Source organism: Fimbriimonadaceae bacterium, assembly GCA_019638775.1.
Taxonomy (GTDB): domain Bacteria; phylum Armatimonadota; class Fimbriimonadia; order Fimbriimonadales; family Fimbriimonadaceae; genus JAHBTD01.
This window is the reverse complement of sequence record JAHBTD010000002.1, coordinates 606086-619461: the sequence shown is the minus strand read 5'-3', so window position 1 is coordinate 619461 and position 13376 is coordinate 606086. Positions and strand designations below refer to the sequence as shown.

Annotated in this window: 11 protein-coding genes; 6 read left to right on the top strand and 5 right to left on the bottom strand. The window is 57.2% G+C overall.

The genetic code is table 11. From position 1 onward, the window contains the following. Nucleotides 1–68 precede the first annotated feature (68 nt). The 6 genes from KF784_09070 (at nucleotide 69) to KF784_09045 (ending at nucleotide 7408) form a co-directional block, all read left to right on the top strand. A complete protein-coding gene (locus KF784_09070; GenBank protein ID MBX3119203.1) occupies nucleotides 69–737 on the top strand; it encodes a hypothetical protein in 669 nt (222 codons plus the stop codon). 40 nt (nucleotides 738–777) lie between these two features. Continuing rightward, complete coding sequence (locus tag KF784_09065) at nucleotides 778–1935, top strand: glycosyltransferase (protein MBX3119202.1); 1158 nt, start codon at nucleotides 778–780, stop codon at nucleotides 1933–1935. A 334-nt stretch (nucleotides 1936–2269) separates the two neighbouring features. Continuing rightward, on the top strand, nucleotides 2270–4252 hold the full coding sequence (locus tag KF784_09060; protein ID MBX3119201.1) for a DUF2961 domain-containing protein: 1983 nt from the start codon (nucleotides 2270–2272) through the stop codon (nucleotides 4250–4252). Beyond that, the gene (gene thpR, locus KF784_09055) at nucleotides 4249–4833 is read left to right on the top strand and encodes an RNA 2',3'-cyclic phosphodiesterase (GenBank protein ID MBX3119200.1); all 585 of its coding nucleotides are present in this window, start codon (nucleotides 4249–4251) and stop codon (nucleotides 4831–4833) included. The genes KF784_09060 and thpR overlap by 4 nt, the downstream gene beginning before the upstream one ends. 94 nt (nucleotides 4834–4927) lie before the next feature. Further along, nucleotides 4928–6184, top strand: coding sequence for an aminoacetone oxidase family FAD-binding enzyme (locus KF784_09050; GenBank protein ID MBX3119199.1), 1257 nt, complete (start codon nucleotides 4928–4930; stop codon nucleotides 6182–6184). Between the two features lie 27 nt (nucleotides 6185–6211). Continuing rightward, the gene (locus tag KF784_09045) at nucleotides 6212–7408 is read left to right on the top strand and encodes an MFS transporter (GenBank protein ID MBX3119198.1); all 1197 of its coding nucleotides are present in this window, start codon (nucleotides 6212–6214) and stop codon (nucleotides 7406–7408) included. On the opposite strand, the gene KF784_09040 is transcribed toward KF784_09045, so the two are convergent. The 5 genes from KF784_09040 to KF784_09020 all read right to left on the bottom strand — a co-directional run bounded on the left by KF784_09040 (nucleotide 7405) and on the right by KF784_09020 (nucleotide 13309). Then, the gene (locus tag KF784_09040) at nucleotides 7405–8181 is read right to left on the bottom strand and encodes a hypothetical protein (GenBank protein ID MBX3119197.1); all 777 of its coding nucleotides are present in this window, start codon (nucleotides 8179–8181) and stop codon (nucleotides 7405–7407) included. The two genes, KF784_09045 and KF784_09040, sit on opposite strands and share 4 nt — an antisense overlap. Nucleotides 8182–8203: 22 nt before the next feature. Beyond that, nucleotides 8204–10972, bottom strand: coding sequence for a leucine--tRNA ligase (gene leuS / locus KF784_09035; protein ID MBX3119196.1), 2769 nt, complete (start codon nucleotides 10970–10972; stop codon nucleotides 8204–8206). Between the two features lie 209 nt (nucleotides 10973–11181). Then, nucleotides 11182–11499: an MGMT family protein gene (locus tag KF784_09030; protein ID MBX3119195.1), complete on the bottom strand. Its 318-nt coding sequence runs from the start codon at nucleotides 11497–11499 to the stop codon at nucleotides 11182–11184. Beyond that, nucleotides 11496–12659: an amidohydrolase family protein gene (locus KF784_09025; protein MBX3119194.1), complete on the bottom strand. Its 1164-nt coding sequence runs from the start codon at nucleotides 12657–12659 to the stop codon at nucleotides 11496–11498. The genes KF784_09030 and KF784_09025 overlap by 4 nt, the downstream gene beginning before the upstream one ends. Further along, nucleotides 12641–13309 (bottom strand): prepilin-type N-terminal cleavage/methylation domain-containing protein, encoded by a 669-nt coding sequence (locus KF784_09020; protein ID MBX3119193.1) that lies wholly within the window; start codon nucleotides 13307–13309, stop codon nucleotides 12641–12643. The genes KF784_09025 and KF784_09020 overlap by 19 nt, the downstream gene beginning before the upstream one ends. Nucleotides 13310–13376: the final 67 nt, after the last annotated feature.

The following is a 13376-nucleotide window of genomic DNA, read 5'->3' as shown; positions in this document are numbered from 1 at the left end:
TATTGCCTAGCCCCGCAACCCGTCCCTTATACTGGCCGTAGGCGCAACATCCCAAAGGAGGGAAAGCGATGATCCTGACAAGCTTAATTGCAGCGACAACAATTCTCAGCACAGCTCCCCAAGATACATGGGAGCTCAAATCTCCATTTACAAAAGGTTACGAGGCAACCTACACCTGTAAGGTCAATGTAGATGCCGGCGGGCAACAGCTCGAAGCAAACTTCAATCAGCTCATCAAAGTTGCCGATGGTGGTTCGGGGAAGCCTTGGAAAGGCACGATCACTTGGCTCGACATCATGGTGGATGGCAACGCAGCGGGAGATCCGCCACCTTGGGATGTGAAGTGGTCCGAGGATGGTTCTGTGTTTGCGACTCCAGGAGACATGGGCGATGATATCCGCAGAATGCTCGCGCCATTAACTTTCCTTTACACAGGCAAGCCGGTAGCTAAGGGCAATGCGTGGAAAACCCAAGTCAAGGCGGAAGAGAAATCAGCCCCGGTGGTGGAATACAACTACGAATCCCTCGGGCAAGAGGCTGTCAACGGCAAAGATGCGATGAAGTTTAAGGTGACCATGAAAGAGGTCGCCGACGAGGGCGTTTCCGCCGATGGGACTTGGTGGGTCGCTAAGAACGGCGTCGTCGTTAAGTTCGAGATGAGCATCAAGGATTGGCTGGTACCGATGGCGGGCGATCAGCGTATGGCTGCGAAAGTGGTCGGAACTCTCAAAGGCTGATTTCGATTAGCACAGGCTGGTTCACCGGTAGAATCAGCCCATGCCAGCGCGTGACATCCGGGTCCTCTATGTTGTTCAGTCGGCCCGGATGTACGGCTCTCAGCGCTCCCTGCTGGATATGATCGTCGGCCTGCGCGGGCACGGCGTCGTCCCCTCCGTAGCCATTCCAGAAACGGGACCGCTGACGGACGCGCTCCAAGAGCTTGAAGTCCCCATTCACGTCCTTCCGCTCCGGAACTGGCTGAACAATCGGGGCTATTTCCAAGCCATCCGCAAGCGTATGCTGAACCGGGTTCAGGCAAAAGGTCTTGCCCAGCTTGCACGATCCGAGCGGATCGACCTCATCCACACGAACACGATCATCCTGCCGACCGGAGCGATGGCGGCTCGGGAGCTTGGCATTCCCCACTTATGGCACGCCAGAGAGCAGCTGAGATCACACGGAAAGCCACTCTTCCTCAGGCCTGACGCGCGGGTCCGGGCGTTGGTTGCCGAGACGACCCATGCGGTCATCACCCCATCCCCGACGAACGTCCCATGGCTGAGGCGATACGTTCCGGAGTCGCTAATCCGGGCGATTCCCAACGGGCCGCTCGACGAAGAGGCAAAGCAGCCCTTCGTGCCAAAACCGCCTTTGGAGGGTCGTCCGGCGAAGATCGTGGTGATCGGCAGGCTTGGTCCGCAAAAAGGCACCGAGGATGCGATGCGGGCGGCAGCTCTGCTGAAGGAGCAAGGCATCGCCACCGAGTGGACCTTTGTGGGCTCCGGCGAGCCGAACTACGAAGCCAAACTCGCCGATCTGGTTGGGGAGCTAGAGATCAAGGGCACGGTACGATTTGCCGGATTCCAACGGGATGTAGCTCCTTACTATCGCGAGGCCGACATCGTTGTCATGCCGTCTCACGCCGAGACGTTTGGTCGCGTGACCGCTGAGGCGATGGGGTTCGGCTGTCCGTTGGTGGCGACGCGGATCCCGGCGACTCAGGAGATCGTGGAAGAAGGGCAGACGGGGCTGCTCTATGCCGTGGGTCAGGCGCAGGATTTGGCGAATGCGATCGGGGTGCTGACGGAGAATGCCGAACTGAGAAGTGAGCTTGACGAAGCGGGCTACCGGGAGGCGTGGGGGAGGTTTACACGCCAGCGGCTTGGTCGGGAGATTGCGGGGATGTATGCGGAGGCCCTGGGTTGCAGGCGGTAACCCCTTCCCCTGCCCAGGCTGGAGGGTCATCGTCCTCGATGACCAAGAGCTTTTGGACACTGAGGACAGTGTCCCTCCAGTGTGTTCAGGAAGTCGCGGCAGCAATCCCTTCCCCCTGCATTTAGGGGGAAGGGACCTGCGAACGCAGTGAGCTGAGGGATGGGGGTTGCGCACGGTGTGCCACTAGCTTGGGTTGGAACCCCCACCCCCTGCCCCCTTTCCTTCCTCGTGCTGCTCGGTGGAGCCACCTCGCTTCGCAGGGGGAGGGAAGTCTGTTACCCGCCCCTAAAAGGAATCCCCGCCCCGCGCATCGAATAAACTCTTCCGACCGCCCATGAAACCCTTCCGACTCTTCGTTCCATTGCTCATCGTCTTTCTTGCGACCGTCGCTCCCGCCCAGCGCGTCACCACGGCGTCGCTTCTGCGCGAGATGTCCGACCTCTCCCGACTCTCCACAACACCCAACCCCGCCTACACCTGCGCCCAGGCCAGCAGCTATGATCGGGCCAGCGTTCGGGAAGGGACGCCGGAGTGGTTCGCCAATGCCGACTACGGGCAGTACATCCGAAAGGAGACCAACGCAGGACGGACGGAATGGGTGATGGCGGATTTGCAGGGCCCCGGTGCGGTAGTCCGCATCTGGTCAGCAAACCCCAACGGGGTCGTGCGCTTTTACTACGATGGCGAGGCCGAGCCCCGGCTGACGGCAAAGCTTGACGGCCTGCTGACGGGCAATGTTCCGCCGTGGGGCGAGCCGTTTGCCTACACGGCAGCGCGCGGGTGCAACCTCTACTTCCCGTTCCCCTACAGCAAGAGCCTCAAGATTACCATCGACGAAACGGGACGGAACACCAAGGGGCTCTACTATCACGTCAACTTCCGCACCTACGCCAAGGGCACGGTCGTGGAGACCTTCGATCCCAAGCAGCTCGCGAGCCTGAATCTGCCCAAGTCGCTGACGGCCCCGCCGGACCAGCCAGGAAAATCCAACCCGTTCTCCATCGCGCCTTCGCAGGCGATGGGATGGTCGCAGGGGAACGGCCCAGCCGCGATCCGCCTGCTCCAGCTCAAGATCGACTTTCCCCAGGTTCCCGCTGAGACGGCCTGGACCGACCCGCGCCATAAGCACAATATCCTGCGTTCGTTGGAGCTTCAGATCGACTTTGACGATGAGACCTGCGTCCGCATCCCCATCGCCGACTTCTTCCAGACCGGCACCAAAGCGAACGCTTTCGACACTCTCCCGGTGTCGGTGAGCGGGAGCGAGTTCACCGCGCGCTGGCCCATGCCCTATGCGCGGCAGGCGAACATCCGGCTTGTCAACCACGGAAAGGTCGCCGTGACCGGAAGCCTCAGCCTACGCACTGAGCCTTTGCGCTCCTTTGCCGGACAGATGCACTTTCATGCCCAATGGGGCTACGACTACAAAGGAAGCCGCCCCATGGCGGACATGGACTTCGTGCGCACTCGCGGCGAGGGCCGCTTCGTCGGCGCGGTTTTGACGGTCGCCAACCCGGTCCGGGCATGGTGGGGCGAGGGCGACGAGAAGGTCTTTGTGGATGGGGAGGAGTTTCCGAGCACCTTCGGTACGGGCACAGAGGACTACTTCGGCTATGCGTGGTGCTGCAACCTTCCGTTCGTCAAGCCGTATCACGCACAGCCGCAATGCGACGGCCCCGACAACTTCGGCTATGCCGTCAACTCGCGCTGGCACATCTTCGACGACATCCCGTTCACCAAGAGCCTGCGCTTTGCCATCGAAAAATGGCACTGGGCGAACACATCCTCCGAGTTCTCCTTCGCCGCGTTCTGGTACGCCAAGCCGGGCGGCAAGCCGACCGCCGAGCTCGACCCTGACATGCTGCGCTTCCCCGAGGTGAGCCTCAAGCACGCGCCGAAGGACGCCATCGAAGCCGAGTCGCTGCGATTCTCGGCGAACGGGGGCAAGACGGAGGTTCAGCAGATCGGAGGCCCCTCCGACGAAAAGCAGATATGGTGGATGGATGCTGCGGTGGGGAACCGCCTGACCGTGGCGATACCGAGCCCCGGCGCAGGGAAGTACCGCGTCCGCATGAACGCCTGCATGGCGACCGACTACGGTGCGCACCGGCTCTATATCAACGGCGTTGAGGCGGGGATCATCGACTTCTACAGCCCCGACCTGATGTGGAAGGAGTTCGACCTTGGCGTCTTCGACCTCAAGGCCGGGGAGAACACGCTGACGGTCGACTTCATCGGGAGCAACCCCGCCTCCAAACCGAAGCGAAGCATGTTCGGGCTCGACTGGGTTCATTTGAAGCCCGTGATAGAGGGATGAGAGCGTTCATCGCTGCACGGCTCGACAAGCCTGTGACAGAACGATTGGTCCAAATACAGGGCTTGCTGAAGGCGCCTATGGATGCGGTGGGTTTCAGGCCGACCAAGCCTGAAAAGATGCATCTCACCTTTGCGTTCATGGGCAACCTCGCCGAAAGAGCAGTCGAGCCGCTTCACGCTCGACTTCGAGAGCGATTATCGAGCCTTCAACCTGTGACAGCACCATTTAAGCCTCATGCGGTGGGGCCCTTTGGGTTCGGACACCAGGACCGTGTGATGGTGGCCTGCTTGGAATTTGATGGCGAGTTCCTGACGCTGAGTGCGGAAATCCGGTCTTCCCTCGTTGAGTGCGGAGTTGAGTTTGATCTGAAGCGGTTTTGGCCGCATGTCACGGTTGCCCGTGGCCGTCATACTGTGCGACAAAATAAGTGGTGGGGGCTTGCCGGTGCTATCGATCTGCCGCCGATTCCGGATTTGAAGATTCGAGAGGTCGTGCTGATCCAGAGCGTCATTGGCTCGGCCGGGGCGAACTATTCAGACCTCTTTACGGTGAGTTTGGGTGGAATTCGCGGTCCTGCATGAATCGCGGATTCGACAGATTCCTGTAATCATAGACCGGCAACGATAGAACGTTGCCCTCCCGACGTGGGGCTTCGGCAAGGTACTTTAACTCCCCATGGGCGAAGTAGAACCGGATGTGGTCGTGGTAGGCGCAGGCGCAGCTGGGATTCTTGCCTCACTGCGAGCTGCCGAGCTTGGCGCAAAGGTGCGACTTTACGAGAAGAATAACAGGATCGGCATCAAAATACTTGTCTCGGGGGGAGGGAAATGCAACATCACCCACGATGGAGAGGTTGAGGATGTTCTGCGTGCGTTTCGACCTAAAGAGGCTCGCTTTCTGAGACCCTCGTTCTACCGGTACACCAATCGCGATATCGTGGACCTGCTGGTCAATGCAGGATTGGAAGTTTATACTCGTCCCGATGGTCGAATCTTCCCCACAAAGGGGGATGCAAAGCAGGTTGTGCGTATCTTGGGTGACCGTCTAGTTCAGGCAGGGGTTGACGTGCGGCTAAGTGCGCCAGTAAGCGAAGTCTTATTCGATGAGCTAGGTGTTCAGGGGCTCGTGGCGGGGGGTACTCACATCCTCTGTCCTCGCATTGTGCTTTCAGTCGGCGGTAGCTCCTATCCTGCTTCGGGCACCACGGGTGACGGTTGGCCTTGGGCCAAGGCTATGGGGCATACCATTGAAAAGATTCGTCCTGCACTCGCCCCCATCGTCACTGACCCCGAACCTGCCTTTACTCAAGGATTGTCCCTCCAGGAGGTTTGCCTGAAAGCCCGACAAGCAGGCAAAGTGATTGAGAAATGGACTGGAGACATGGTCTTTACCAGGCATGGAGTCTCGGGTCCATGCGTTCTCGGAGTGAGCCGCGTTGTCGCTGAAAGGATGAGTGAGGGGAAGATCTCACTTGAAGTGGACCTTGCCCAGGCGAATAGCTTTGAGCAGCTACACGCGATACTGGATGCCTTTATCGCTGAGACCCCCAGGAAGACTCTCGGTGAGTTCGTAAGGCGGTTTGCTCCCGAGGCACTTTCGGATAGTGTTCTTGAAAAGGCTGGCTATGTTCAGGGGACTGTCAATGCGAACTTCTCCAAGAAGGTCCGCAATAAGCTAATCGAGTTGATCAAGGCGTGGCCCCTAGGGAATGTCCATCATGTCCCCATTGAAAAGGGGGAGGTCGTAGCAGGGGGAGTTTCTCTTGATGAAGTGGACCCACACACGATGCGTTCGCTCAAGATGAGGGGTCTTTATCTTTGCGGTGAGATACTGGATATTGCCGGCCCGATAGGAGGATACAACCTTCAGGCGGCTTGGTCATCCGGGTATGTTGCAGGCGAAACGGCGGCGAATGATGCTTTGGAAGGATAGTTTGATGCAGAACTCAGGTGAAACGGTTTGACGGAAGACATCAAGCGTCACCAGCTCGACTGGAAAATCCTCATCATTGCGACGTTCTTGTATGCGTTCGGGTTCTCGATCTACGGAGGAGTCTTTACGAACTTCGCCAAAGATATCGTCAATGCGACCCCATTGCAGTACGGCGGTCTGGAATCGATCCGCGAGATTCCAGGATTGTGTGCCGCGCTAATGGCAGGCATCCTGGTGGCACTTGCCGAAGCTCGGGTGGCGGCCTTGGGCTTGGCGATCATGGCCATTGGGATCGGCCTAACGGGTCATTTCACCGATTATTGGCCCCTCGTAGGGATTACCGTTCTTTGGTCGATTGGATTTCATACATGGTCATCGGTCGCACCCGCGATTACCCTGAATCTATCGAAGGGTGCTAACAGCGGGAAGAACCTCGGCAAGATGAACGCCGTGTATGCGTTTGCGAACCTAATAGCGTTGGGATGCGCGCTCATTCTGGCCAAAATCGCTTCGCTGTTTTCGTGGCCTCAGTTCACTCGATACAACGTTTATTATTACATTGCTGGCGCGTCGATCTTAGCTGGGGCCGTTTTGTGCATGACGTTGTCGCACCACTCGTCGGGTCAAAAACGCCAGCCCATTATCGTGCGCCGTGAGTACGGCTTGTTCTATCTTCTGACCTTTCTCGAAGGGTGCCGAAGGCAGATTCTAGGCACTTTCGTGTTCTTTACCCTCGTGAGCGCGTATGGCCTGCCACTGAGGACGATGCTCGTTTTGCAGTTCGTTAGTCTCGTTCTCTCGGTAGCAGTATCGCCAGCGGTAGGCAAACTGATAGACAGGATCGGAGAGCGCAAGCCCTTGACGGTTTATGCTGGGTTGCTCATTCTGGTGTTCGCCGGTTATGCTCTCATCCCCAATGTTTACATCCTCTGCGGGCTCTTTATCGTCGATCGCGTGATCCAAGCGTTTAGCGTGGGTTACAGCACCTATCTGCAAAAAATCGTCCGGCCTGGAGAGCTTACGCCGAGCGTAGCAATGGGCGTCACGATGAACCACATCGCTGCCGTAATCATCCCGGTCACGGGCGCGTGGCTTTGGCAGCACTACAAAGACTATACGATTCCGTTTTGGATTGGAGTTGGCGTGGCTGTGATCGCCTTATTCTCAAATCAGCGACTGCCCGATCACCCCACTAAAAACGACCCCGAGCCGACGCCCGCTTAACCGTTCCGTGATGTCCGCAAGAGCATATCAAGCTGCTTTGCTCGTGGATGATCTGGATCGAGCAGCAACGCTGCGCGCACGAGATCGTGAACAGATTTCATTCTCTCGGCTTTAAAGTCCTTGATCTGCTGTTCGGTGTACTCAGAACCATCATAGTTTTGCTGAACAAGTTGAAGCTTGATGGATGCAAGCTGAGCCATGTACGTTGCCAACGCCCGCCCATAAGCATCGTCGGCTTGATACATTTCCTGGTAAGCCTTCGCAACAGCCTTGTTTCCGTCAAGAAGCGTAACCGCGTAAGTGGCCTCGATTTCGGCTTTATCGTACATTCGCTCCTTTTCAAGAGCGCGCGAACTAATCCAGTGAAGTTCTGCCTCGACAATCTTTAGCCGCTGATCAGGCGCACTAAGTGGGATCGTGCCGATGCCGTCTTGTGCCCATTGGTGGGCCTGCCCGTTCTCGCCCAGAGCCAAGTAGCTCTTGGATAGCCCAACGAACAGCGTGATGGCCTCTGGTCTAAAACCGATAAGACCCTTGGTTAGGGCAGCGCCGCGCTTCAATTGGTCGATATCTTCGGGTGTCAGTTTTTCACCAGAATCAAACTTGGATAGTGGGATTAAGGATAAGTCTTCGGCTTCCTTCACCTTCACTGCGTACTCCGAACCTGACGAAATGACAGGCGCTTGATAGGGGTCGCTCTGACATTGCGAGTTCCAAATAAACCCGACTGCTCCAGCGAACACCAGTATCATCGCAATTGTCTGCCACTTCATACGGACCCTTTATACCGCGCTATCACACAGCGACGATGTTGACCAGCTTGCCTGGGACAACGATGACCTTCTTGATCTCCTTGCCATCGGTGTGAGTCTGGACTTTGGGCGAGGCTTTGGCCTGTTCCTCGAGAACCGCATTGCTTGATCCAGCGGCGACCTCAATGGTGTCTCGAAGTTTTCCATTCACTTGCACGGCGATCTTGAGTGTGTCTTCCACCGCAAGCTCGGCCCGCCATTTTGGCCAGTCGGCGTGATATGTAAAGCCGGACTTCCCGAGCGACTCCCAAAGTTCATCAGCGGAGAAAGGTGCAGCCGGGGAAAGCAGCAGTGTCATTGTCTCGACAGCCTCGCTGAAGCAAAGCTTGGCCTCGTCGCTCGGCGTATCACCCGCCTCCTTGAGAGCTTCGTTGAGCGAATTCAGGCAGGTCATCATCGACGAGACGTAAGTGTTGAACGCGAACTTCTCAATGTCCTGCGTGGCCTTATGGATCGTCTTGTGGACTTCGCGCCGGATCTTTGCACACAACGGATTCGTCGGCGTGTTTGGCATAGACATCCGCCAGTTAGGATCGTACCAAGCCTGAACTTCATGGGCAAAGCGGAACAGCTTGCCAAGGAACCGTACACATCCTTGGGCGTCGTCGCCCGACCACAGCACTTCCTGCTCAAACGGGGCGACGAACAGCAGGTACAGGCGCATAGCATCCGCGCCAAGCACATCGACGGCCTCTTCCGGCGTGATGACGTTCCCCTTCGACTTCGACATCTTCACCCATTTGTAGAAGACCTGATCTTCTGCGAGGGTTTCGGCCTCCGCCTTCGTGATCAAGATTCCGTCTTCCCCGACCTCAAGCTTTTCGTTCTCCTTTGGCTTCCGGTAAGGGGTGTTGGCGAGGAGCATCCCCTGGTTCATCAGCCGCTGGAACGGCTCCTTCACCGTCACGAGCCCGGCGTCGTACAGCACCTTGGTCCAGAACCGCGCGTACAGCAGGTGCATGACCGCGTGCTCGGCCCCGCCGACGTAGCAGTCCACCGGCATCCAATACTTTGCTTTGTTCAGATCCCACGCCTTCTCATCGTTGAACGGGTCGCAGAATCGCAGGAAATACCACGACGAACAGGCAAAGCCGCCCATCGTGTCGGTTTCCCTTCGACCCAGTGTGCCGTCCTTGTCCGTGACGTTCAAAAACTCGGGAATCTGCGACAGCGGGGAAGAACCGTCTCCGGCGGGCTCGTAGTTCTCAACCTCGGGGAGCAGCACAGGAAGCTGATCGTCAGAAGCTGGATGCATCTCGCCGTCCTTTGTGTGGATCATTGGGATCGGGCAGCCCCAGTATCGTTGGCGCGAGATCAGCCAGTCGCGGAGGCGGTAGGTGACCTTGCGTTCGCCGATGCCCAGGCCTTCGATCCATTCGCCGAGTTGATCGGTGCCTTCGGAGAATGTCAGCCCGTCGTACTCGCCCGAGTTGGTCATGCGTCCATCTTTGGACTCGAACGGGAGTTCGGGATCGTCGTCCCCCAACGTGATGACCTTCTTAACTTCCAGCCCGAATTTTTGAGCGAACTCAAAGTCGCGCTCGTCGTGCCCAGGCACTGCCATGATCGCGCCCGTGCCGTAGGTCGCCAGCACATAGTCGGCAATCCAGATCGGTACCTTCTTCCCGTTGGCGGGGTTGATTGCATAGGCTCCAGTGAACACGCCGGTCTTCTCGCGGTTGGTTGCTTGGCGGTCGGTGTCGCTCAGCCGCTTGGCGTTTTCGCGGTACTCCTGCATCGCGGCAACGTGCTCCGGCTCAACCATCTTCATCAGTTGTTCGACCAGCGGATGCTCGGGCGCGAGCACGCAGAAGGTCATGCCAAAGATCGTGTCGATGCGGGTGGTGAAAACGCGGAAGTTGAGCTGGCGTTCCTTGGGGCGAACTTCGAAATCGGCGAGGAAATCGGGCTCAATCTCGGATTTTGGATTTTGGATTTTGGATTCCGCCGGCTGATCGCTGATCGCCGATTGCTGATCGCTCACAGATTCCCCACCCCCTGCCCCCTCCCCATCAACGCTTCGCGTTGACAAGGAGGGGGTGAAAACCTGCATCGCAAACTCAACACCCTCAGATCTTCCGATCCAGTTGCGCTGCATGTTCTTGATGCCGTCGGGCCATTCCACCAGGTCCAGATCGTCGATCAGCCTCTGCGCATATTCGGTGATCTTGAAGAACCACTGCGGGATCAATCGCTTCTCGACGGGGGTGTTGCAGCGCCAGCACAGACCGCCAACGACCTCTTCATCCGCCAAGACGGTCTTGTCTTTCGGGCACCAGTTCACCGCCGCGAGCTTCTGGTAAGCCAGCCCGCGCTCGTACAGCAGCTTGAAAATCCACTGCGTCCACTTGTAGTAGTCCGGGTCGGAGCTGAAGAACGACCGCGACCAGTCGTAGGAGACGCCGATCAGGTCCATCTGGCGATGGTAGGTCTCTCCGTACTCCTGCACCATCGGCGCGGGGTGCGTCTTCTTGGCGATAGCCTCGTTCTCGGCGGGCAGACCGAAGGCGTCGAACCCCATCGGATGCAGAACGTTGTAGCCCTGCATGTACTTCATGCGGGCGAGCACGTCGGTCGGGACGTAGTTGCGGCAGTGCCCCACGCTCAGGCCCGCGCCGCTGGGATAGGGGAAGAAGTCGAGGGCGTAGAATTTCGGATGCCCCGGCTCCTCGCGCGTCTTGAAAAGCTCGGCCTCAGCCCAGCGCTGTCTCCACTTGTCCTCAAACGTCTTCGGCTCGTAGCGTTCTGCCATAGAAGCGAGAGTTTATCTTAGGCTGAAGGCGTTGGGCGATTGGCGTGGGGCGTTAGGAGTGTTTGGGGCGTTGTCAAGTTGCTGTCAATCAGTGCTGTACGCACGTGAATGGCGATCAGCAATGTTTGACAACGAAAGAGCCATGAAGATGAGTATCCGACCACCTGATAACCACTTGATAACAACCTGCTAACCACATGCCAACGCCTTCACTCCGGATGCCACACCACCGCATCCATGACGACCCGACCCTCAACGATCGGCACGCCTTCGCTCTCCAGCAGATTCCGCTGCTCAAACTCCGCATTCGGGTCTTTTTTGTACACGGGCATGGAGCCGTCTTTGGCGACAACGCGCCACCACGGCAGACCAGGGGGACAGCTTGCCATCCACCGTCCAACAATGAAACCACTTACTGGCGTCCTCAAGGCACGCCCAAGGACGGAGTAAGGAACACACCGCCCTTCCGGGATTTGCGCGACGAGCGCGTAAAGCTGGTCGGTAGCTTTTTGCCGAATTTCGCTCAATGAACCCACCTTACCGACCGTGGTGACGCACCTTCAATCAGCTCGGCAGTTGAGTGGCAATCGGCTACGTCCAGTGCGATCAGTGGTCCGTCAAACCCAACCTGCATATCCCACCCTTCGCGCCATAGCGAACGAGCGCCCATCGTCGTTGCCATATTCCAGACTTCTTCATGTGCGAGTCGCTTGTCGCGCAGGCCACCAACTTGCAAGGCAGCCCGCATCTCGGCAAACATATCGATAGCACCGGAACTGGCTGCAGAATCGAGCCCAAGGCCTACGTCGATCCCGTGATCCAGCAGCTCTCGTATGGGAGCCAGCGGGCTCTGAAGGGCTAAGTTAGAGCGTGGGCAGTGCGCGACCGTGACCTGGGCCTTGCTCATCTTTTTGATATCTGGCAACGAAAGGTCGCAGCAGTGAACAAACTGCGCCCCACGTCTGACGAGGCCCAAGAATTCAGCAGTTCCGAAGATTGTCTTACCGAGGTGAAGTACGGGAACGTCAAACTTTCTTGCAAGTTCGGCGAAGGGTCCAGTTCCGTCGTGAGTGAGTTGGCTCTCATAAACCGTTTCACCGATATGGATGCTAAACGGCTCTCCCGACTCTCCGAAACGAACGAGGGTCGATTCTTCATTGGTGTAGATGGCATGCGGCGACATCACAACCTGTCCTTCGAAACTTGCTTTGTTGATATCGGCTTTTGCTGAGACAGCGTTCCATTTCTCATCAGGCGATTCGTGTTCGAGGAACGTGATCACTTCCTGAAAGATGATTCCCCCTATTCCAACCTTCGATAGTGCTTCACCCGAAAACGGACGATCACTGTGCTCGCCGATCAAGCCGACTCCAGTTGCTTTGTTCTCTTCGGCAGCGAGGAGACAAGCTGCACGGACTTCTTCCATTGACTGCGATTGTTTGAGTTCTGTGAGCTTTCTGATCCAGGCAAAGAATTCATTTTCCGCAATCTTGCCCTGCAACCCCCTGTATTCAAGGTGGGAATGAGCGTTGACGAAGGGAACGCTCAGCACATATTCGTCGGGAATTCCTGTGTGCGGTCGTATCTCGACGATGCGACTGCCTTCGCGTACCACTTCAAGACCGATCTCCAAAACACCCGAGACGATGATCCCGTAGGGACGAAGGATTACAGCGGTGTCGCCCATGCTTGTTGAAGTTGGCTCCAGGCAAGCGATTTTACATGGAAATCGGCAAACAACGTTGTGTAGCGATATTGTCTTAGCTTCTTCGTAAAGGTCGCAAAGTCATCACTGGCTCGCAGTACGCCCTCGCTGCCATGCCAATGCCCGGCTGCGTCAAACATCACATTGATATCGACAAGCCTTTCGAGTCCGGTTTGTGAGAGATACCGAAACCCTATCTCTGTCCTGTAGAAGTAACTGGAGCCGTAAGTTGCATACAGACTGGGGGCGCTGGAGAGAACATCTGGGTAGTGGTTGTCGAGCACTTCTGTGCCGTTATCCGCCGGACATTTGAAGAGCTCACGGTTCTTCACGTAGGTTTGCAAAGCCTCATGAAGCATAGGCATGCCTTGGATTCGGGCAAAGTATTCGGGGTTGTGCTGCCAAATGCTTGCGACGTATCGGTCGGAAGCGTCGAGCGCATGGGGGAAGAGATCGTCGTAGTCGCCCATGTACATTGCGATGGATTTTCCGATCTGGCTGAGGTTGCTCACACACGTGGTTTGCTTGGCTGAAGCCTTCGCTCGGGCAAATACAGGAAAGAGAAGCGCGGCAATAATCGCGATGATCGCGATGACAACCAGCATCTCAATGAGCGTGAACGCGCGCCTCATAGCTTTCATTACGTCGAAATAGCCGGGCCATAACGCCCAAACCAACGTAGAATTGTGTCTCTATTAT

Bases quoted from the DNA above. Each gene is read 5' to 3' on its own strand.
- KF784_09070 (MBX3119203.1), top strand. From the start codon at position 69: ATGATCCTGACAAGCTTAATTGCAGCGACAACAATTCTCAGCACAGCT.
- KF784_09065 (MBX3119202.1), top strand. From the start codon at position 778: ATGCCAGCGCGTGACATCCGGGTCCTCTATGTTGTTCAGTCGGCCCGG.
- KF784_09060 (MBX3119201.1), top strand. From the start codon at position 2,270: ATGAAACCCTTCCGACTCTTCGTTCCATTGCTCATCGTCTTTCTTGCG.
- thpR (MBX3119200.1), top strand. From the start codon at position 4,249: ATGAGAGCGTTCATCGCTGCACGGCTCGACAAGCCTGTGACAGAACGA.
- KF784_09050 (MBX3119199.1), top strand. From the start codon at position 4,928: ATGGGCGAAGTAGAACCGGATGTGGTCGTGGTAGGCGCAGGCGCAGCT.
- KF784_09040 (MBX3119197.1), bottom strand. From the start codon at position 8,181: ATGAAGTGGCAGACAATTGCGATGATACTGGTGTTCGCTGGAGCAGTC.
- leuS (MBX3119196.1), bottom strand. From the start codon at position 10,972: ATGGCAGAACGCTACGAGCCGAAGACGTTTGAGGACAAGTGGAGACAG.
- KF784_09025 (MBX3119194.1), bottom strand. From the start codon at position 12,659: ATGGGCGACACCGCTGTAATCCTTCGTCCCTACGGGATCATCGTCTCG.
- KF784_09020 (MBX3119193.1), bottom strand. From the start codon at position 13,309: ATGAGGCGCGCGTTCACGCTCATTGAGATGCTGGTTGTCATCGCGATC.